This is a genomic window from Phyllobacterium myrsinacearum, from assembly GCF_002980555.1.
Classification (GTDB): domain Bacteria; phylum Pseudomonadota; class Alphaproteobacteria; order Rhizobiales; family Rhizobiaceae; genus Phyllobacterium; species Phyllobacterium myrsinacearum.
In genome coordinates, this window is the sequence record NZ_PVBT01000009.1 from 44,204 (window position 1) to 65,174 (window position 20,971).

19 protein-coding genes are annotated in these 20,971 nt (G+C 59.0%); 10 read left to right on the forward strand and 9 right to left on the reverse strand.

Annotated features, from left to right (window positions below; translation table 11 throughout):
* Nucleotides 1–94: 94 nt before the first annotated feature.
* The 4 genes from C5750_RS23715 to C5750_RS23735 form a co-directional block, all read right to left on the reverse strand.
* Entirely contained in the window at nucleotides 95–304 is a 210-nt protein-coding gene (locus tag C5750_RS23715) for a hypothetical protein (RefSeq protein ID WP_105737462.1), read from the reverse strand.
* A 17-nt stretch (nucleotides 305–321) separates the two neighbouring features.
* A complete protein-coding gene (locus C5750_RS23720) occupies nucleotides 322–3,291 on the reverse strand; it encodes a Tn3 family transposase (RefSeq protein ID WP_003501156.1) in 2,970 nt (989 codons plus the stop codon).
* 16 nt (nucleotides 3,292–3,307) lie between these two features.
* Entirely contained in the window at nucleotides 3,308–3,913 is a 606-nt protein-coding gene (locus tag C5750_RS23725; RefSeq protein ID WP_003501158.1) for a recombinase family protein, read from the reverse strand.
* A 1,031-nt stretch (nucleotides 3,914–4,944) separates the two neighbouring features.
* Nucleotides 4,945–5,853, reverse strand: a complete 909-nt coding sequence (locus C5750_RS23735; RefSeq protein ID WP_105737743.1) for a LysR family transcriptional regulator — start codon at nucleotides 5,851–5,853, stop codon at nucleotides 4,945–4,947.
* A gap of 251 nt (nucleotides 5,854–6,104) precedes the next feature.
* Between C5750_RS23735 and C5750_RS23740 the strand changes: the two genes are divergently transcribed.
* Nucleotides 6,105–7,910: an amidohydrolase gene (locus C5750_RS23740; RefSeq protein ID WP_105737464.1), complete on the forward strand. Its 1,806-nt coding sequence runs from the start codon at nucleotides 6,105–6,107 to the stop codon at nucleotides 7,908–7,910.
* Nucleotides 7,911–8,232: 322 nt separating this feature from the next.
* Complete coding sequence (locus tag C5750_RS23745) at nucleotides 8,233–9,735, forward strand: alginate export family protein (RefSeq protein ID WP_105737466.1); 1,503 nt, start codon at nucleotides 8,233–8,235, stop codon at nucleotides 9,733–9,735.
* 148 nt (nucleotides 9,736–9,883) lie between these two features.
* Here C5750_RS23745 and C5750_RS26995 read toward each other — a convergent pair whose 3' ends face one another.
* From C5750_RS26995 to C5750_RS23760, 4 genes are all read right to left on the reverse strand, one after another.
* Nucleotides 9,884–10,108 carry a VOC family protein gene (locus tag C5750_RS26995; RefSeq protein WP_199538084.1) on the reverse strand — a complete coding sequence of 75 codons (225 nt, stop codon included), beginning with the start codon at nucleotides 10,106–10,108 and terminating at the stop codon, nucleotides 9,884–9,886.
* Nucleotides 10,105–10,299 carry a VOC family protein gene (locus C5750_RS27000; RefSeq protein WP_199538083.1) on the reverse strand — a complete coding sequence of 65 codons (195 nt, stop codon included), beginning with the start codon at nucleotides 10,297–10,299 and terminating at the stop codon, nucleotides 10,105–10,107. The genes C5750_RS26995 and C5750_RS27000 overlap by 4 nt, the downstream gene beginning before the upstream one ends.
* A 580-nt stretch (nucleotides 10,300–10,879) precedes the next feature.
* A complete protein-coding gene (locus C5750_RS23755; protein WP_105737468.1) occupies nucleotides 10,880–11,620 on the reverse strand; it encodes an SDR family NAD(P)-dependent oxidoreductase in 741 nt (246 codons plus the stop codon).
* A gap of 167 nt (nucleotides 11,621–11,787) precedes the next feature.
* Nucleotides 11,788–12,621: an enoyl-CoA hydratase/isomerase family protein gene (locus C5750_RS23760; RefSeq protein ID WP_105737470.1), complete on the reverse strand. Its 834-nt coding sequence runs from the start codon at nucleotides 12,619–12,621 to the stop codon at nucleotides 11,788–11,790.
* A 126-nt stretch (nucleotides 12,622–12,747) separates the two neighbouring features.
* Here C5750_RS23760 and C5750_RS23765 point away from each other — a divergent pair, with 126 nt between their 5' ends.
* Nucleotides 12,748–13,134: a winged helix-turn-helix transcriptional regulator gene (locus C5750_RS23765; RefSeq protein ID WP_105737472.1), complete on the forward strand. Its 387-nt coding sequence runs from the start codon at nucleotides 12,748–12,750 to the stop codon at nucleotides 13,132–13,134.
* 58 nt (nucleotides 13,135–13,192) lie between these two features.
* Here C5750_RS23765 and C5750_RS23770 read toward each other — a convergent pair whose 3' ends face one another.
* Nucleotides 13,193–14,080 (reverse strand): LysR family transcriptional regulator, encoded by an 888-nt coding sequence (locus C5750_RS23770; protein WP_105737474.1) that lies wholly within the window; start codon nucleotides 14,078–14,080, stop codon nucleotides 13,193–13,195.
* A gap of 221 nt (nucleotides 14,081–14,301) precedes the next feature.
* Here C5750_RS23770 and C5750_RS23775 point away from each other — a divergent pair, with 221 nt between their 5' ends.
* The 7 genes from C5750_RS23775 to C5750_RS23800 all read left to right on the forward strand — a co-directional run bounded on the left by C5750_RS23775 (nucleotide 14,302) and on the right by C5750_RS23800 (nucleotide 20,868).
* A complete protein-coding gene (locus C5750_RS23775) occupies nucleotides 14,302–14,955 on the forward strand; it encodes a hydrolase (protein ID WP_105737476.1) in 654 nt (217 codons plus the stop codon).
* Nucleotides 14,956–15,197: 242 nt separating this feature from the next.
* The gene (locus C5750_RS23780) at nucleotides 15,198–16,235 is read left to right on the forward strand and encodes an Atu2307/SP_0267 family LLM class monooxygenase (protein WP_105737478.1); all 1,038 of its coding nucleotides are present in this window, start codon (nucleotides 15,198–15,200) and stop codon (nucleotides 16,233–16,235) included.
* A 31-nt stretch (nucleotides 16,236–16,266) separates the two neighbouring features.
* Complete coding sequence (locus C5750_RS23785; protein ID WP_105737480.1) at nucleotides 16,267–17,157, forward strand: LysR family transcriptional regulator; 891 nt, start codon at nucleotides 16,267–16,269, stop codon at nucleotides 17,155–17,157.
* A 288-nt stretch (nucleotides 17,158–17,445) separates the two neighbouring features.
* On the forward strand, nucleotides 17,446–18,288 hold the full coding sequence (locus C5750_RS23790; protein ID WP_105737482.1) for an alpha/beta fold hydrolase: 843 nt from the start codon (nucleotides 17,446–17,448) through the stop codon (nucleotides 18,286–18,288).
* Between the two features lie 121 nt (nucleotides 18,289–18,409).
* The gene (locus C5750_RS23795) at nucleotides 18,410–20,152 is read left to right on the forward strand and encodes a monovalent cation:proton antiporter-2 (CPA2) family protein (protein ID WP_105737484.1); all 1,743 of its coding nucleotides are present in this window, start codon (nucleotides 18,410–18,412) and stop codon (nucleotides 20,150–20,152) included.
* Nucleotides 20,152–20,274, forward strand: a complete 123-nt coding sequence (locus C5750_RS26945; protein WP_280952427.1) for a hypothetical protein — start codon at nucleotides 20,152–20,154, stop codon at nucleotides 20,272–20,274. Before C5750_RS23795 ends, C5750_RS26945 begins: the two co-directional genes overlap by 1 nt.
* A 297-nt stretch (nucleotides 20,275–20,571) precedes the next feature.
* A complete protein-coding gene (locus C5750_RS23800; protein ID WP_130502133.1) occupies nucleotides 20,572–20,868 on the forward strand; it encodes an alpha/beta hydrolase family protein in 297 nt (98 codons plus the stop codon).
* The last annotated feature ends 103 nt before the right edge of the window (nucleotides 20,869–20,971 follow it).

The window sequence follows — 20,971 nt, forward strand, 5'->3', positions numbered from 1 at the left end:
TAACAAGGAACGCAAACGGGGAGATCGAAAGATCTGCAACGGCTCGTTGAGATAGCGAATGCCGGTGCTTAACACCTGATGATAAATTCTATTCTCATTTGGCTGGATAAGGCTCGATGTCCGCCGACCAATAGTCCTTAGCAATGTTCTGGCTGTTACGGATAAGGTGGTAGGCGATATCCGGATCGCCTCCATTAAAAGTCTCCGGGTCCGCACCACATATCAAACAATACATCTGTTGATAAACGCCGAACGCAAAATATTGCAGCACCGGCGTCGCATCCTCCTGGGGCTCCGTGGGCATTTCTACATTAATACACGCTAAGGGAATTTGAAGTTGTTTGGATTGAAGCGGTTAGCCCGGATTGGCCTGAAGCGTTCGAGGGGTCGGTCAATTTCGTTCCAGAGGTAGTCGCCGGTGAGCGCGATATGCGCCCATGGTAGTGGTGCGACCTGGGAGAGCAGCTCGTCCGGAATGATAATACCCTGACTGCTGATATAATCGACAGCACGGCTGAGATAGACAGTGTTCCACAGGATGATGGCGTTGACGACGAGGTTAAGACCGGACGCGCGGTAAGCCATGGTTTCGGCGACGCGGTTGCGCAATTCGCCGAGCTGGTGGAGGAAGATGGCGCGTGCGAGAGCATGACGGCTTTCACCCTTGTTGAGGATCGCATGCGATCTGCGGCGCAGTTTCGTATCGAGCAGCCAGTCGCAGATGAAGATCGAGCGTTCTATCCGGCCCATTTCGCGCAGGGCCTGGTTCAGCCGGTTTTGTCGCGGCGACGCTGCCAGCTTCTTGAGGATGACGGAAGGCGGCACCAAACCTGCAGCGATCGAAGCCTTCAGCCGCAAGACCTCATCCCAGTGGTGCTCGACGACATCCATGTTGACGGTTCCAGCGATCAGCGCGTCGAGCGGTTCGTAAGCCGGATCGCGATCAATGACAAAGAGCCTGCGATTGCCGAGATTGCGGATACGGGGAATGAGCCTGTAGCCAAAGGCGTGGAACATGGAGAACGTCGTTTCGGTGGCGCCAGCGGTATCGGTTGCGTGCTCATAGATTTCGACGGAGCTTTCGTTGTGAAGGAGGCCGTCGAGAACGTAGGGGGCTTCGCCCTCGGATGCCTGGATCATGCGGGAGAAGAAGGAAGCAAAACGGTTGGACAGGAAGCCATAGATCGACGCCCCCGGTCGCTTGCCGTATTTTGCATTGTAGTCGAGGCTGGCTTCGCCACGCCCGCCAGCCGGAAAGAACTGTCCGTCCGAGGAGGAGATATGGCCGTCACCCCAGATCGCGGCAAAGGGATGGGCCTGCTGCGCATCGACCAGCACGGCGGTCGCCGTGGCGTAGGTTTCCGATCGCATATGCCTGTCCACCATCAGCATCATCTGGTGGATCGTGACGCCGCGTGAGCTTTCCGCCATACGTTCGGCTCCGGCATTGGTGGCGTCGGCAAGGATCGCTGCCATCAGCGCTGCCTCGTCGTTTGCCGTCTCACCGGTACGATAATGCGTGAAGCTGTCGAGGAATTTGGTCCAGCTTTGCACCTCGGCAAGCAGGCTGGTGATCCTGATCCGTGGCACCAGAACATATAGTCGGCGGCTGAGCGCGACGATGCTGTCGCGCTCCTCCTCGCGGATCGGCGAGATCGACAGGCCCTTGTCGGAAATCGCTGCATCCGGAATAGCATTGGCAGCCGCCGCCTTTGCCAGCTCTTTCAGCTTCGCATCGAGCGTGGCGGTCCGTTCTGCTCGCCATTCGGCAAAGCTGTCGGGGAGTGCGAGCCCGAGCCGCCCCTCGGCGCGCATCAGCTCGAAGATCGGCCGAGGCAGAAGATAATCCTCGAAACTGCGCCATGCCCGGCTGCCTTCGACCCAGATGTCACCGGCCCTCAGACGCTCTCGCAGGTGAACGAGGACCGCCACTTCCCAGGCGCGCAGGTCGATATCGGCACTGTTCGGGCGCACGCAGCGTCGCCATTTGCGGGTCAGAAAGGCGAGCGGCACCTGCGCCGGCAATTTCCGGCCGCCATAGAGCGCGCGCAGATGGTCCACTGCTACAAGGATCGGATCATCAGCACGAAACGACCGGAACGAGAACGTGCGGAACATCAGTCTGCCCAGCTTGCGCAACGATTTGTGCCGCTTGATGAGCTCGTCGAATTCGTTACTGCGATCAGGGTGGACGACAGATCTGGCTGCCGCCATGCTGGCGACCAATCCGTCCCAGCCGAGGGAGGCTGCGATCGCCGATGCAAGATCGGTTTTGCTCGCACGAGCGGCCAGAAGCGCCTCGCCGAGCTTGAGATGCTCAAGCGCCACCCCATCAAGAACCTCGGCCTCTTTTAGCCGGCGTTCCGTGCGGCTGATCTCGGCCTTGCGGCGGTTGCTCCCAATCATTTTGCAGAACATGTCGATCGTCAGGTCGGTGATCGACGCCTGTCTCTCGATGACGAAGGCGGCCAGCGTGGCGTAGCGACGTTCGGATGTCAGGCGTCGTATCTCCCGGGCATGCAGAATGCGTGCATCCCTGGCGATGATGCCGTAGCGATTGGCATGGATCGTCTTGCGACGGTCGTCGGGAATGGCGGCTGAGCGCAATACCTCGAGGCGGGCGATCAAGCCTTTGAGGTTCTTCAGCTTCGCCCCTTCAGGTGCTTCCGCAATCCAGCCAAGGTGGCTCCGATCGCCGGCCCGCTCAGCGAGGAGCTGATCAAGCGCCTCGATCGAAGGCTGCTCCAGATCCCGGATCAATTCGCGATAGGCTTGTCGACGCGCCGCCGCCCGGCCGGCCAGTGCCAGACGGATCAGCAGCTCCGGCATAGGAACGAGCAACTTTCGTTCCTTCAAGGCTTCGATCACGGCCTTGGCGATCGGCGCACCTTGTTCAGTGGCCGCCGCCTCGCGTGCCGCCGCCGTTATCAACTCGCGATAGTCACTCGTCCGGACAGGCTGAAGCTCCAGTGCAGAGACGATCTCGCGCGCGTGTTCCCGGCGCGTTTCGTCGCGCTGGGCGTAGAACTCGAACACTGCAGGGTCGATGCCCAGCTGGTCGGCGACAACAGAGACAACCGCCTGAGGTGGAACTTCGCCTATTCGCAGCAGACGGCCCAGATCACGCACCAGTGCGAGTTGGATCGCAAAGCCAAGCCGATTATGCGACCGGCGATGTTCCTTGACGAAGACAATATCCTCGGAAGTCAGTGCATAGCGCGCTTGCGCATCTTCATAAGCTTCGGGTGGTTCGAATAAAACGGCACGCGATTGCTCATCGAGAAACGCCATCAGCCACGGTCACTCGTCAAACTACGGTTTCGGGCGTGCCGGTCTTGCCGGGGCCTGTCCATCCAGTCCGCTTCAACGTGTCGATCAAGGTCGAGCGCGCCACCTTGAACGTCCGGCACACGGACGCCTTGCTGGCGCCAGCTTCCAAAGCAGCTAGAACCTGCTCGACCTTTTCCGCATCGATCGTTGGAGGTCTCCCGCCCTTACGGCCACGTCGGCGAGCCGCCGCCAGGCCGGCATTGACCCGCTCGGTGATCAGCACTCTCTCGTATTCTGCAAGCGAGCCGAACAGGTTGAACAGAAACGCGCCGTGCGAATTCGTGGTGTCGATCGCCTCCGTGAGAGATCGGAAGGCGACACCACGTTCCTTCAAATCCTCGACGATACGGATCAAGTGGGAGAGTGACCGGCCTAACCGATCTATCTTCCAGACGACCAGGACATCGCCTTCGCGCAATTCGCCGAGGCATGCCTTCAGACCCGGCCGGTCATCACGCGCTCCGGAAGCGCGATCCTGATGGAGATGGCGCTCATCGACCCCGGCCGCGAGCAGGGCATCGCGCTGCAAGGCAACCGACTGGCGCTCGTCACTACTCGATACCCGCATGTAACCGATCAACATGTGCGACAAACCTCAAATCAGGTGTTGCCGCACAGCCTAACATTCCGACAGGGTTTGTCGCGCAAAAAATGGCCCTATTGCGTGGCCAGTTTGCCCCGCGATCACGGTGAGCGGAAATCATGTGTTTCCCGTCACCTGCAAAATGCCCTTAGCGTGTATTAATGTAGAAATGACCACAGAGCCCCTTCTTTGTGAACAGCCTTCCGGCGTTCCCTTCCTTCCGAGGTGCTGCTGGGCTCCCTCGCCATTCGCCTTCTGATATCACGTGTTCGGCCAACCGGGTCACGACCTGAGATACCCTCATCTGTCGATCAACCTTTCAACGCGGTTGGGTACCGTTGCCGTCATAGGTTGGGTAGTCCTGGTATTCGTAATACACCGTCACCAAAGGCGGAACACGCGCCGCCTGTCTGCTCGGAATGGGAAACACCACACCCTGCGATCACCCGATCCAACGCGCCAGGATGGATAAACTCGGCGGCCAGCTTGGGAATCTTGTCAATCGGGTTCTCACATTGCTGGCGTCGTCCTTTTCCGGCGTGACGCCAGCGGTTCCCGACAGTGCCCTTGTTCGCGAACAGGGAGTTTACGCGGAAAGCGCCCTGGTCTGATGCCGAGGCCCTGCTCGGCGAGCTCGACCATACGGAGCGGCAAAGAATTTCGGATCGTCTGGTGTGGCTCTGGCGGAGCAGGTCCATGGGCTCGCCATCGTCGCTTGCTGCTTGCTCCCGTTTCTGCCTGAATCAGCTTCAAGGCTGCACGCGAAGCTAGGGATATGGTATCCGGCAGGGTATGATGCTCCACTCGTTGTTAGCGGAGTGGAAACATCTTCTGGAGGGATACTCTTTCCGCGGCAGACAGTGGTGCGAACGACCTCATGATTTAGCGCTAGTGTTTTCGGCAGGTGTACGCGCCATGCAGAGGCCATGCGGGACCGCTATGCAATATTTTGCTAGCGCGGTTTCATCGTTCTCGCTTCAGTCGGGTCTCACGCCCTCAATGCAAGGAATGTTACTACCCTGCCCCGATCGTTAAAATATCTTGTCGGTAGCCGGCTTCCCCTCGCTAACGAACGGCGTTCCAAATCGTTCGACAAGCATCTCAGTGAGGGTTCGCACTTTTCGAGAGGGATACTGTCCGGGCGGCCTCACGACGAAGATACCGGCCGGCGGAATCGGATGACACGTCATGATTGGCACCAGCGCACCCGAACTAATATGATCCGCGACCAGCGGTTCTGGCAGATAGGCGACCCCAAGGCCGTCCAGAGCGGCCGCCACGAGAGACATTGCGTTATCAGCTATGAAACGTCCCTGGGGACGTACAGTGACGATCTTGTCGCCATCTATGAATTGCCACACCTCTGCGTCCCGCATAACGACCGGGTGCTTCACAATCTCATCCGGTGTTTCGGGAGCACCGTGAGCTTCGATATAGGCAGGACTTGCAACCAGCTTGCCAAAGATCGGTCCAACACGTCTTGCGACGAGGCTCGAATCCGATAGATGTCCCAGCCGTATTGCACAATCAAAACCCTCTCCCACGAGATCCACGAAGCGATCAGTATAAGAAGAAAGGATTTGTAGCTGCGGGTGTCGACTAGCCATCTGGGAGAGGATGGGGGCAAAATAGGTCGGACCAAATGACAGTGGCGCGGCTACGCGCATGCGACCTCGAAGCTCACCGGCGGGCAGGATCGTTTCCCGCACCAGATCCAATTCGGCGGAGGTCTTGGCTGCGTAATCGCGAAATGTGGCGCCTGCTTCCGTGAGCGCTATACCGCGGGTCGTCCTTGCAAATAGCTGTGCGCCGAGTTGGTCCTCGAGCCTGGTGATCCGCCGGCTGACCATCGACTTGGAGATGCCCAGTCGCAGCGCGGCGGATGATACTCCGCCTGCATCAGCAACTTCGACGAATATTCTTAGATCCTCAATTTCCACAAGGCGTTCCTTATTCTGCAACATGGCTTCACACGACCGAGGGCTACCAAGGCAAAGAAGAGAGTGACAATTTCGCTACGGCTGACTCTCCCTTGAAGGCATCCTCAAAGCGTGCCTCACGAACCGCCAATATAGGATCTATTCCATAATCTTTCTATCAGCTTCAACTCACTTCTGCGTCCATCGCATGCGTCCGTAAGGAGCCGGCTTGCGCATGAGCGCAATTCGTAAAATCAGTCGAACGGGGTAAAATGTTCAAAACACTATTCATCGCTTTTGTGACGATTTCTTCTTTCTCTGCGGCTCAGGCACAAACCACGGAAGAACAACCCGGTGCGGATCTGATCGTTTACAACGCAAAGATCTTCACCGGCAATCAAGCTCACCCCGAAGCTTCGGCTTTGGCCGTCAAGCAAGGCCGTATTTACTCCGTCGGCTCTGATGTGGACATTCTCGATTTGAAGAATTCCAACACCGAGATTATTGATGCTCGCAGCCGCAGACTGATCCCCGGCATCATAGATGCCCATATCCATGTTCTCAACGATCTGGCCTATAGCTACAACGTTCGATGGGATGGCGTCCCGACGCTGCGTGAGGCATTGGCGATGCTGAGCGAGCAGGCCGCACGCACGCCGAAGGGCCAATGGGTCAAAGTGATCGGAGGCTGGTCCCCCTACCAATTTGAGGAGAACCGCTTTCCCACACTGGACGAATTGCGCAGCGCCGTGCCCGATCGCCCCATGATCGTGCAATATGCTTACAACCAAGCTTTCTTGAACAAGCAGGCGATGGGGGCGCTTGGCGTAGGTACCGACCGGTTCCCAAAGGTGCCAGACACCGAATTCGAACAGGACAGCCATGGCAATCCCACCGGTGTGGTCCACGGCTATACCTGGTTGTTCCTTGCCCTCGAGAGCATGGTGCCGCAGCCCACGTTCGACGAACAGGTGAGTTCGTTGATCTACAGCATTCACGGTCTGAACCGGTTCGGCGTGACCTCGATCATCGACAACGGCGGCAGCTGGCCCTACCCGGAGGCACAGGCAAGAGTAAACGTGCTTGCACGAGACAACCGCCTCAATGTGCGCATGCCTTTTGTGGACTTGCAACTCGGCACCGGTGGGCCAGTAAACATGGTGGATCTGGAAATCGAGGCGATCACGAAAACGGCGCCGATAAGTCCAGGACAAAACCTGCACCCCAGCCTGGCACATGGCCACGAATATCGAGGCGCCGGGGAGGTTCTGAGCGGGGAAGTACATGATCACGAGAACTTCGACCGTCCGGCGGTCATCATCGAGCCTGCGAAGATGCGGCGCTTCGTCGAGCAGGATGTGATGAAGCTCGTCCAGCGGCGCATCCCGTTCCGCATGCACGTTAGCTACAACGAGAACATCTCGCCCTTTCTCGATGCCCTTGAGAAGGTGAACGAAACGATACCGCTCGATGGCCTGAAATGGAGTCTCGAGCATGCGGAGACCATCAGCGCGGTGAACATCGATCGGGTGAAGAAGCTGGGGGGCGGCATCGCCCTGGACGCCAAGATGGCGCTGCACGCCGATGGCTTCATCAAGACATATGGTCGCGAGAAGGCGTTGGAGACGCCGCTTCTGCGCAAACTCGTGGATAGCGGCATCCCACTGGCGATGACCACCGACGCTTTCCGGGCAGCCACGTTCAACCCTTGGGTCGGTATAAGCTGGATGGTGTCCGGCAAGTCCGTGTCCGGATCGAAGGTTCTTGCCGAGAACAACCGGCTCTCCCGCGCCGAAGCGCTGACGCTGTTCACCAGTAGGGCAGCCTGGTTCATGAATGCAGAAGCCGAGCTAGGCACAATCGCCCCCGGAAATCTGGCAGACTTCGCCGTTCTCAACAAGGATTACTTCACTGTGCCGGAAGAGCAAATCAGCTCTATCTCGTCTGTCCTAACCATTATGGACGGAAAGGTCGTGTACGGCGCACAGGACTATAGCGCTCTATCGCCAAAACTGCCCGAAATCCTTCCAGCTTGGTCACCCTTAAAATACTTCGGCAGCTATCATGTGGAAAAATGAACCTCGCGGAAAGGTTCTCTCCGCTCTCCCCAAAAGTTCCGTTGAAGAAGCTCGTTGGATTCCGGTTTCGCCGCGTGGCCGTTCCCTACTGCGTTGGAAGCACCATCGCCTGAATGTTTGGTCAGCAGTTGCTCGAGACGCGAGTGCAAACGACCAAGAGCGCTCGCTGTTTGAAAGCAGGGTTGATGAGCGCGCGGACGAGGCGTCTCGAACTGCCGCGTTGGCTCCAGCCTATTCATCCCGTCCCAAACGGCCCCGTACTTCGCCGTGCGAGTGGCCGACGGCGGAGATCACCCATGAAACCCTGACACAGGACGTGGCCATGTGCCGAAGGTTGAAAAGCGAGCAGACGATTGACCGACGGAGTTTCGCCACCTCGCGTCTTTCAACAACACTTGGTCTTCGGTCCGTATCCAGAGCGCAGTTACTGCTGCTTTCGCTTGCTGCCCTGTCCTTTGCTCAATGGGACTGCCGGTCAGCCCTTGCTGATGATACTCGCTTGACGCAGGAGAGGCCCTCGATAAAAGCCGACCGGTCGCGGGAGGACTGGTCGATGCTCGCGAATCCGAAACTGCGGACTCAGCCGCTGGACAGTTTGAAATACATTCCGTTGTTTCCCTCCAATCCCAACAGCTACGTCTCGCTCGGGCTCAACCTACGCGAAATCTTCGAAGTCAGTGATGCGCCAGCTTTCGGGACCGTGGGTGCGAACCCCAGAGACTCTTACTGGTTACAGCGCGCGCAGTTCCATATCGACGCTCACCTGAATGAAAACTGGCAAGTGTTCACGCAGTTCGAGGATGTGCGTGCCTTCGACAAGACGGTGGTCGGCCCTAACGACGCAAACCGGTTTGACCTTCGGCAAGCATTCGTCGGCTATACGCAGGAGACTGACGCCGGAACGTTCACGGCAAGGGTCGGCCGCCAAGACTTCGCGTTTGACCTCGAGCGGTTCGTTTCAACGCGCGATGGGCCAAATGTCCGCCAGTCATTCGACGCTGTCTGGGCCGGGTGGGAGACGGATGCATGGCGCCTCTATGGTCTTGTCAGCCGGCCTGTTCAGTATCGCGATGACCGCCCTTTCGATGATCGATCAAACGGCGATGCAATGTTCAGCGGCGCGCGCGTTGAGTGGCAGCTCTCGCCGACGATCGAGGCGTCGGCCTATTACGCGCTTTATCAGCGCAAGGACGCCATCTTTCTCACTGCGTCGGGTGAGGAGGACAGGCACATCCTCAATATCCGGACGGCTGGCAAACATGCCGGCTTCGACTGGGATGCGGAAGCGATGGGACAGGTTGGCAAGGTCGGCTCAGCCGACATTCTGGCATGGGCCGTTGGTGCGAGGACTGGCTACACCTTCGAGGAACTCACCTGGTCGCCGCGAATCGGTCTGCAGTTCGACGTGGCGTCCGGCGACCGGGACGCAAGTGATGGCACGCTTAGCACCTTCAATCCGCTGTTTCCGAACGGCTTCTATTTCTCGCTCGGTGGTCATACCGGATACGCCAACCTCGTCCACATCAAACCATCGGTCACCATTCAGCCGACAGAAAACCTAACCCTGATGGCCGGGGTCGGACTGCTCTGGCGACAGACAACACAGGACGCCGTCTACACCCTGCCAAGCATTCCCGTGGCCGGCACGGCGGGTCATGGGCCGGCATGGACCGGAGCCTATTTGCAGGCGAAGGCGGACTATCGCTTCAATCCCAATCTTACGGGGTCACTGGAGGCGGTCCATTACCAGGTCGGCTCGGCGCTTCGCGACGCCGGAGGCCGTGACAGCAACTATGTTCGAGCGGAATTGAAATACTCATGGTAGCGAGTGCACCGCCATACGCACCAATACCGGCCTTTCGCCGTGCCAAACATCTGGGGACGATGGATTGGTCGTCTCATATGTCGACACGGTGTTGCACAGTGAGGAAAGCTGGATAGGCATTCTGGGGCTGAAATCAGAGCACCCATTCTCAAGGCGCCGACTGAAACAACTCGACCAGCATTCTCTCATTGTCTCGTATGTAAGCGAAGCGATCGCCGGCATGGTTGGGGACGGAGGACGGCGGTATAACGATTTCAACACCCTTAGCCGCCAGTGCGGCTACAGTCTCTTCCAGGTCATCAACATTGAGCGCGAAATGGTTGACGCCGCCGAGTTTCAGGAATGTTTCGATTTCTTCTCGCTCGTTTGTCATGGGGCCGCACCATCGACTTGAAAGATTTCCAGCCGAGCTTCGCCGCGAACGAGCATGGCCACCTGCGCGCCAGGCAGAGTGAAACTGTATTGATGCTCGAAGCCAAGATTATTGCGATACCAGTCTAGACTAGCCTGCAGGTCGTGGACAACGACACCGACATGATGGAGGCGAGGGACGAAATTTGCCATGTAATTTCCCGGGTTTTAGTTTTCTCGTTCCAACTCCGGTTCGAGATACCATCGCTATTATGGTTGAGGCACTAAGTATCCTGCCGGAAACGAAGTTCGTACCTCCCAAGACAGGTCGCCCACCCCTCCTCCTCCGACGCGGTTGCAGCAACCCTTCCCACTCACGAGGAAAGGCGGGAACCGCCTTGCTTTGCACGGTCCCATTGAACGCCACTTCCGAGAGCGGCTTACGCAGGCTACGCACGCGCGTCCACGGATCCCCGGGGCAACCGGTTTTTTCGCCAGTTGCCGATGGCGACGACACATTCGACGGGGAAACCCTCCAGAACTGCGGGATCATTTGTCGGCCCTATACGCACCTCCACCAAAGCTTCACCGCCTTCTTTTCAGGTGCGGTCGCGGCGCTCACTAGAGTTCATGGCGGCAGGTTAGTCCTGCATGTACCGGCAGCATAGTCTCCCCAAATGCGAAACTCCGTTGCAAGAGGCAGGACGGCAGGCCGATCAAGGATGTCATGGCCCATTCTGGGAAGCACCCGAAATCGGACGTTCGCCCTCGGCATACGGAAGATTGAGCGCAATCAGGCTATTGCGCCCGCGTCAACGGTCAGGATGGCACCCGTAATCAGGCTCGCGGCGGGACTTGCCAAAAAGACCACGGCATTCGCGATTTCGCGTGGCTCGCCGAAACGCCCCAGCGACGTGAGGCTCCGCTGGAAGTCAGCGGCCGCACCGTCCGCCGGATTTGCGTCCGTATCCACCGATCCGGGCTGCACGAGGTTTACGGTAATGCCGTTCGGGCCAAGTTCGCGCGACAGTCCGCGGGTGAAAGAGGTGAGTGCCGCCTTGGACATCGCATAAGCCGTTACGCCCGGGAAGGGAACCCGCTCGCCGAGACCCGATCCGACAGAGATAATGCGCCCGCCAGCGGAAAGATGCGGAATGACAGCCTTCGCGAACAGCACTGGCGCTCGCACGTTGACGTCCATCAGCGTTTGATATTCAGCCACATCAAGGTCGGCGATCGCTCCGGAGTGACCGATCGCCGCGCTGTTGACGAGAATATCGAGACCGCCAAGCGCCGTGATGGCATCGCTGGCTGCGCGCGTGATCGCCTCAGGATCGGCACTGTCGGCTTGAATAGCAACCGCGCGACGCCCCGTACTCTCGATGGATTTGGCCACCGTGTCAGCTTTTTCAGCCGAGCGCTGATACGTAAACGCCACGTCAGCGCCGTTCTCGGCCAAGGCCAATGCGATCGCAGCACCGATGCCCCGCGACCCTCCGGTTACCAATGCACGTTTCCCGTTCAGATCAATCATATGTTCTTCCTTTTCTACGTAGTCGACCCAAGCCCAAATGGTTCGCGCAAGGTGAGACAGGCGCTCGAGCGCCTGTCTCTAACTTAATGTTCCCCATTAACGTCTTTTAGTATCGAGAAGTGCTGAACTGTGTTGCAAAGGGCGGAACGTCGGGCGAAGCCGTGGCGTCAAGCGCGCAGCTCACGGAGCAGACCTTCCAGATTTCGCTCGCCGTCCTTGGTCTGTGCTCCTGCCTTAAGCCCACCCCGGATAAGCTTCTCGGCTGCAGGACGTGCGAATAGCCCCGCCCAAGCGTCGTGCTCGCGACTGAAGCCTTCCCGCAGGTTTACGGGAGGCACCGCCTTTTTAGCGGCGGCGATGACACCTTCGGGTAACGCGGCGATGTTGCGCGCCAACCGGTCGACGAAGCCATCAAGCTCGGAGGCCGGCAATGCCCGGTTGATCCAGCCATAGCGTTCCGCCGTCGCCGCATCGATGAGATCGGCGCCAAGGATCACTTCGAGGGCGCGGCCGCGCGTCATCCGTGATGACAGATACTGGGTGGCGCCGCCGCCCGGCGTGATGCCCATCAATGCCTCGCATTGGGCAAGTCCCGCCCGGCCTTCGGCAGCAAATGTCATGTCGGCCGCCGCGACGAACTCCGCGCCGCCGCCGCGTGCAAGCCCGGCGAGCTTGACAATCGTCACCTGCGGCTGCTTTCGCAGGAGCTCGCCGAACGCCTGGAACGGGTTAAGGCCTTCCGGAGCCTCGCTGGCAATCTCGTCAAAGGCATGTGGTTCGTCGATCAATGTCATGTCGACATGGGCAATGAAGAACTCCGGGTCCGCGCTCTGGAAAACCAGCACGCGCGTGTCGGGATCATCACGAACGGAGAGAAGAAAGCGGCGAATCTCGCTCATCAATGGAACATTGAGAACGTTTACCGGCGGATTGTCGAGCGTGATTGTGGCTATACCGTCTGCCCGGGAGACCCGGAGCCGGCTGAAATCTGTGTCTGTCATACGTAAGGTCTCTGTTCTTCGGGAAACTATGGCCCTGATCTTCCGCGCCATTGACTCTAAAGTATTCATTGCATACCTAGCGTCAATTACGCACCTGAAGCATCCCAGGGATGCCGGAGGATACCGATGGATAAACCAACACGTGAAAATGACCCGGTCTACCGTGCCGACTGCCCGAGCCGGGTGATCCTCGACCAGATCGCGGACAAATGGTCGATGATGGTGCTGGCTGTGCTCAGCGATCCCCGGCGCTTCAATGCGATCAAACGCCGTCTCGATGGCGTAACCCAGCGCGTGCTGACCCAGACGCTACGCAAGCTGGAGCGCAACGGCATGGTGACGCGCAGGGTTCTGGACGGGCGCGTGCTCGGCGTCGAGTATGCGCTGACGCCGCTTGGGCGATCGCTGCAAGAGCCGTTCTCGATCCTGTTCGACTGGACCATCGAGAACATCGACGTGATTCAGGACTGCCAACGTAGCTTTGACGCGCGCCACGATCAGGTAACAGTTTGAGCCACGCGCGGCAAAATGCAGGCAAACGTGCGGGTTGCCATCATTAGCGCTTTGGCCCTTAGTTTTCACGATCTGTTGAAAAGTCTTCAAAACACTCGACTAGCATCTCGGTGAGCACCCGTATCTTGCGTGCGGGATGCTGCCCCGGCGGCCGGATCACATAGATGCCCAATTTGGGCGGCGGATAGCGCGTCATGACCGGGACCAACACGCCGGAAGCCAGATGCTCCTTAATTAATTCTTCGGGGACACCGGCAAGACCAATCCCGGCAAGTGCTGCAGCCACAAGAGCCACGGCATTATCGGCTTTGAAGCGGCCCTGCGGTTTCAGCGTGATGATCTTCTCCCCATCCATTGCCAGCCAGGTTTCAGTGCCCTGCATGACGACCTCGTGCGTGAGGAATTCCTCTGGCGTCTCGGGCGAGCCGTGCTTTTTGATGTAGTCGGGCGTTGCAACGTATTTGGCGGAGGTCCAGCCAACGCGTCTTGCAAGCATATTTGAGTCAGCAAGATGGCCGACCCTTATCGCGCAGTCGAACCCTTCTGCGATCAAGTCAACGAACCGATCCGTATAGCTGGTTTGAACCTGCAACTCCGGATGGCGCTGCGCCAAGGATGCGAGCACCGGGGCAAAGTGTGTCGGACCGAATGTAAGCGGAGCTGCTATTCTTAGCCGACCGCGAAGGTCGCCGGCAGGCAATATCGCCTCCCTGGCAATGTCGATCTCGGCGCAGACTTTTGCCGCGTGTTCCCGGAAGGTGATGCCGGCCTCGGTTAGGGCGGCGCCGCGCGTCGTGCGGGCGAGCAACTGCACGCCCAGATCCTTTTCAAGCCGAATAAGACGCCGGCTGACCATCGACTTGGAGATGCCGAGCCGCCGCGCGGCGGGAGAAACCCCGCCAGCGTCGGCAACTTCCACGAAGGTCCGCAAGTCTTCGATATCCAAATCAACGTTCCTGTATTCACGACAGATTAGTGCTCGAATCGCTCCAATCGTATCACAAAGAGAAATAACCGGGGGCGATGTTGGCGTTCCTTCATTCGCGACACAGCTTCGCGGGAACGGGTGCTACCGGATCATAAAAAGAAATGACAGTGTCAATTGAGGCGCCGCCTGAGGCAGCACCCATCGTTCGATAAACCCACCTCCCAGCAAAGGATGCTTCCATGACCTTTCGTAACGGCCTTGATTCGCTTCTTCGTCCCGAAGACTCGGTCCTCGTTCTGATCGACCACCAGCCCTATCAGCTTGCGAACCTGAACAGCCACGACCCGCAAGCTGTGGTCAACAGCACGACCGCGCTGGCGAAGCTGGCAAAAGCCTTCGATGTCCCGACCATTCTGACCAGTGTGATCGCGGGGCGCGGCGGTCTTCTCTTCAAGCAGATCACCGACGTATTTCCGGACCAGGAGGTCATCGACCGCACCTGGGTCAACACCTGGCAGGACGAGAACGTGGTGAACGTCGTCAAGGCGACCGGACGCAAGCAGCTGATCATCGCCGGCCTGTGGACCGAGGTCTGCGTGGCAATGCCTGTGATCCAGGCCGCCGGCGAAGGCTGGGACGTGACCGTGATCACCGACGCGTCGGGCGGGATTTCAAAGGAATCTCACGAAGTTGCCGTCCAGCGTATGATCGCAGCCGGCGCGAACCCGATGACCGTGATGGCGCTCGCTGGTGAATGGCAACGCGATTGGGCGCGCACCGGGCATGTCGAGCAGCTGACCGAGATACTTATCCAGCACTTCGCCGGCAGCGGCATCGCCTATCTTTGGGAGCAGCAGCTTCTCAATACGCCGGTGGCGCGCAAAACCGCCTGATCTGAATCGGCTATCGGAAAGGGGAAGGGCGTACAATCGCAAGCGTCCTCCCCGTCGCATTCATCAACGCCGGTCGACAGCGAGGCGGAGTTTACGTCGATGCCGGAGGCCGTTGTGAAGCGGTAGGGGCGGCCGCAAATGCGACGACTATCCCGCTGAGCGATATTGGGTACCGGAGGGGTTGAGCAGCGACCTCCCCTCGCGGCCACCCCCATCAACCAAAGAGTTTCGAAGGAGCCTTCATGGAAATTGGTGTCGACAGCTTTGCCGCGATCCTTCCTGATCCGACCACAAGAAAGCTCCCTTCGGCGACCAACCGCATGGCCGATCTTCTTGAGGAAGTGGAGGTCGCCGACAGGGTCGGGCTCGACGTGTTCGGCATCGGCGAGCATCATCGCGCTGAATTCCTCGATTCCGCACCGGCGATCATACTTGCCGCAGCAGCGGCGCGCACCAGCCAGATTCGATTGACGAGCGCGGTAACGGTATTGAGCGCCGCCGATCCTGTAAGACTCTTCCAGGAGTTTGCGACCCTTGATCTGATTTCCAAAGGACGCACCGAACTCGTCGTCGGCCGTGGTTCGTTCGGCGAGGCCTTTCCGCTCTTCGGCCTGGACACAAGGGCATATGACGAACTCTTCGCCGAGAAGCTCGACCTGTTCCTGAAGCTTGGCGAGACAAGCAATCCTGTCTGGGAAGGCCAATTCCGTTCGGCACTGAATGGTCAAGGCGTCTTTCCGCGGCCCCACCAGCCACGGCTGCCTCTATGGATCGGCGTCGGTGGTACGCCACAATCCTTCGCGCGTGCCGGCGCGCTCGGCCTTCCGCTGATGGTGGCGATCATTGGGGGAACCTTTGAACGGTTTCGCCCGCTCGTCGATCTCTATCGTGAGGCCGGCATACGCGCGGGACACGGTCCCGAGAAGCTCAAGGTAGGTGTTCACGCGATGGGCTTTGTCGGCGAGACCGACGCGGCAGCCAGGGATGCCTTCTTCCCGGGCTGGGCGCACCTGACAGCGAAGGTCGGTCGCGAGCGTGGCTGGTCGCCCCCGACGCGTCAGCAGTTCGAAGACATGGTGGGCCCTCAAGGCGCCTTTCTTATCGGCGCCCCGGCGACGGTTGCGGAAAAGATGCTTCAAGCCAGCCAGGCGCTCGGCGCCCTTTCTCGCATCACCTTTCAGATGAGCACCGCTTCTCTGGAAACGGCGGCAATGAAACGTTCAATCGAGCTTCTCGGTACCGAAGTGGCGCCAATCGTGAGGGCTGCGGGAAAGATCTGATCGAGAAACGAAATCGAAGCGGGGTGACGATATGGATATCGAGGATCTGCGGACATTTGTCGAAGTTGCCGATGCCTGCGGCGTTTCTCCCGCGGCCCGTCGGCTGGGGATATCGAAGTCGATGGTCAGTCGCCGTCTCATCCGGCTCGAGGGAGCCTTGGGCATCCAGCTTCTTGCACGAACGACCCGTGGTGCCGCGCTGACAGAGGCCGGGGTTACATTTCGGGAACATGCGGCAAAGGTTTGCGCCGAAATCGATGCGGCGAAAGACGAGATATTGCCGGACGATGACCTTCGCGGGCGGTTGCGCGTCGCCGTGCCACTGACATCGGGGCCGGTGCATTTTGCGCCCGTGCTTTCTCGGATGGCATGGCTTCATCCAAAGCTGCAAATACAGGCCGACTACAATGATCGCTTCGTGGATTTGATCGCAGAGGGATTTGACTGTGCGATCCGGGTCGGTGCACTGCGTGATTCGAACCTGATCGCCAGGCGAGTTGGTCAGATCTATGGGCAGTTGGTCGCAAGTCCCGAATACATCAAGATGCATGGCTCACCGGAAACACCGGATGAGATCAGCTCTCACCACGCATTGGTGGGAGCTGAAACGTGGCGGTTCATGGATGGAGAGAAAATCGTCACCGTGCAGCCACAAGGACGGTTCAAAACCGAGAACGGCATGGCACTTGCCAATGCAGCGGCGGCCGGGCTTGGCCTTGCATGGCTTCCCAACTGTGTCACGCAACATTATCTTGCGTCCGGCGCGCTCGTACCAGTCATGACCGCATATCCACTGCCGGTCGGCACTGTCCACGTCGTGCGCCCACCCAGTCCGCATCCGGCGCAAAAGGTGCGCATCCTTTCAGAGTTGCTGATCGAATCGTTTGGGCGAAATGCGCCTGTTTGGAGTGCCGGGACATGACGGCCTTCACTCGCACGCTTCTCATGTTTCGAATTGGCTTGTCGCGACAGACTACGACTTACAGCCTGCAACTGAACCGCGGGCTTATGCCAGGACGCCGAGGAGATGCTTCGCATGGTCCGGGCGCTGCGCCTGCAGCTCGTCGATCTGGACTGATCCAATGAAGCGACAAGAACATCCGCGTGCCGATGATCGCCCAGAGAAGGATTCAACGACGATCGCTCACCATCGGGAAGATGGTGGCAACCCGGTCTTCCCATCCGAGAACCTAAGGAAAGCAAAGAAACCATGACGGTGATTACAACGCAGGACGGCACCCGGATCTTCTACAAGGACTGGGGTTCGAAAGAAGCGCAGCCCATCATGTTCCATCACGGCTGGCCGCTCAGCGCGGACGACTGGGACAACCAAATGCTGTTCTTCCTTGGCAAGGGGTACCGAGTCGTCGCGCATGACCGGCGCGGTCATGGTCGCTCGGACCAGACCGACACAGGGAATGACATGGACACATATGCGTCCGACGTCGCGGAGCTGGTGCGGGAACTCGATCTGAAGGAGGCGGTTCACGTCGGGCACTCAACGGGTGGCGGCGAGGTGATCCGTTATGTCGCTCGCAGCGAGCCTGGCCGTGTGTCGAAGGCCGTGCTGATTGGCGCCGTGCCGCCAATCATGCTGGCAACGCCGCGTTATCGCGGCGGCCTGCCGATGCAGGTGTTGGATGGATTTCGCGAGGCGCTTCTGCGCAACCGTGCGCAGTTCTTCCTCGACGTCCCGACCGGCCCCTTTTACGGCTTCAACCGCGAAGGTGCCAAAGTCAGCGACGGACTGATCCGCAACTGGTGGCGGCAGGGCATGATGGGTGGCGCAAAGGCCCATTACGACTGCATCTCCGCCTTCTCGGAGACGGACTTCACCGAGGACCTGAAGGCCGTGTCGCAGCCGGTTCTGCTGATGCACGGCGAAGACGATCAGGTGGTCCCTATCGATGCTTCGGCCCGCAAGGCGATCGACCTCCTGCCGAACGGCACGCTGAAGACCTATCTAGGCCTGTCGCACGGCCTGTTCGCCACGCATCCCGAAGTGATCAACGCCGATCTGCTGGCGTTCATCGAAGGTCGCGACAAGGCTTGAGCGAGGTGGCGGACACCATGCCGGGCCTCGCTTCCAACTGTCAATCACGGGGTGACGGCTTATCGTCGGCCGCCCCGTCGCCCTTCGATCATGAACAACGCAAAGCAGGAAAGGCACGTAGATGGCTGAAGTAAGCTTGGGGCAAACCATTGGACCGGCAGTAGTCCTGATGGGAGCGGCTGTTGTCGCTGTACCGTTATTCCGCCGGCTAGGGCTCGGATCGGTGCTCGGCTACTTCGCCGCTGGTGTTCTTGTCGGGCCATCGGTGCTGGGGCTGTTCACCGACACCCAATCCATCCTCCATTTTTCCGAGCTTGGTGTGGTGATGTTCCTGTTTGTGATAGGACTGGAACTGCGCCCGAACAAGTTATGGGCGATGCGGGCCCAGATTTTCGGGCTGGGCCTTGTACAGGTCTTCATAGCCACAGCCGCTCTTACACTGACGGGCGCGGTGCTCCTTGGCCTTTCCGCGACCGTCGCTTTCATCGCTGGGGCGGGTTTTGTTTTATCCTCAACCGCCGTCATCATGTCGGTGCTGCAGGACCGGGGAGAGATCTCGAGCTCAGAGGGACAGAAGTCGGTCGCTATTCTGTTGTTTGAGGATCTGATGATCGTACCGCTGCTAGCGGTGGTTGCCTTTCTCTCACCTCTCTCGCATGGACAGGCAGGATGGACTGAAGCCTTCGTGGCCGTTGCAGCGCTGCTTGTGCTTATGGGCGTGTCGCGCTGGGGCCTGAATCCGTTCTTCGCCTTGCTGGCACGCGCCCGCACCCGCGAAGTGCTGACGGCAGGTGCGCTACTGGTCGTGTTCGGCGCAGCACTGCTGATGGACGTAGCCGGCTTGTCGATGGCGATGGGCGCGTTCCTCGCCGGAGTGATGCTCTCGGGCTCGAGCTACCGCCACCAGATCGAAAGCGATATCGAGCCGTTTCGCGGCTTGCTTATGGGACTGTTCTTCCTTGCCGTGGGAATGTCTCTGGACTTTTCGATCGTCGCGGCCGAATGGCCGCTCCTGCTGGCCCTGCTGGGCGCATTCACGGTCACGAAGGGCGCTGTGGTCTATGCGGTCGCGCGTCTGTTCGGCGGCTCGAACCATCAGGCCCTGCATCGCATGTCGATGTTCCTTCAGGGCGGTGAATTCGCCTTCGTCCTCTATGCGGCAGCGACCTCGGGCGGTGTGATCGACACTCGGGAGAACGCACTGTTTGCTACTGTCGTGATCCTCTCTATGGTACTGACCCCGCTACTCACGATAGCGACCGACCTTCTGCTTCGAACGGAAGCGTCGATGGATGGCGTCGATCCCGCCCACGATCTCAAGGGGCGGGTCCTTGTCATCGGGTTTGGACGCTTCGGTCAGATCGCGTCACAGATACCTCTATCACAGGGCGTGGAGCTTTCTGTCATCGACAAGGACCCTGACCGCATCCGCGATGCCGGGCGATACGGGTTCAAGGTCTTCTTCGGCGACGGAACCCGGCTCGACACGCTGCGCCACTCCGGTGCGGGGGAAGCCGATGCGATCATGGTCTGTGTCGACGACCCGAAGGCCGCGATGAAGATCGTGGAACTGGCGCAACACGAGTTCACCCAGGCGAAGCTTCTTGTCCGCAGCTACGATCGTGGAAACGCGATAGATCTGATCCGCGCCGGCGTCGATTATCAGATTCGTGAAACGGTCGAATCCGCTTACCTGATGGGAGCCGAAGGTTTGCGGGCGTTGGGCTACGGGGAAGCCGATATTGAAGATGCCACCATCGAGATTCGTCGGCGCGATGCCGAGCGCCTGTCTGAGCAGGTTCACGGGGACACCATGTCGGGCAGCAACCAGCTGCTCCTTCAACCCATGCGAAAGCCGCTCTGATGATCCGGCTTTCTGCAAACGCACATATCGCGGTGACCGTCTCTGCTGTGGATCTTTCCGGAACGAGCGTGCTGATGCTCAATGAACAAATGATCCATCTGCGCATAAAGCGTGAGCAGTGACTGACGCCTTGAAGGTAAATGGTGCGCCCGTGGAAGTGCGTGAGCTTCCAGTCGGCCACGGACTGGCGGACGAAGACATCAGCGAGACGGATGGATGGATTGGGAGAAAATTCCAATGAAAGACGGTCAAAACCCAATTGTTCACAAAGAGTCCGCGTAGACGAACGCATAATCCCCGTCCCCGCCTCAATGGGCGCCGAAGCGCAGGCGATGTTGCATGCCGCCGTGCGCGAGGGAACGCCGCTCAACGCGCTATTTCCAACACCGTCACCGCAAGATCGTGAGGGATGCCGGCAGATGCAGATCGCTGCCGACAGGTATTATGCCGAAACTCTGCTGGACGCTGTGAAGAAAACGAAAGGAAATCTCGAAACACTACATCTCGGCACAACCACCGTTCACGTAGCGACCCCGGAGAATATTCGACTTGGGGATTGTGTTCTTATCGATCTGTATGGCGGCGCGCTTGTTTTTGGCGGCGGCGATTGCTGTCGGGGAAGTGCGCGGGTAGACGCAGAGCGGCACGGCATGATCTGCTACGGTATCGACCACCGCATGCCGCCAGATCACCCCTACTTATTTACGAATGCATAGTGCAGCGTTCCGCTTTCAGCGACACAGCTCTTCATGAAAAAGGGCTACCTAAGCTCGTGCCGCAACAATAGAAATCATGCCACCCGCAAGTAAAGGATTGAAC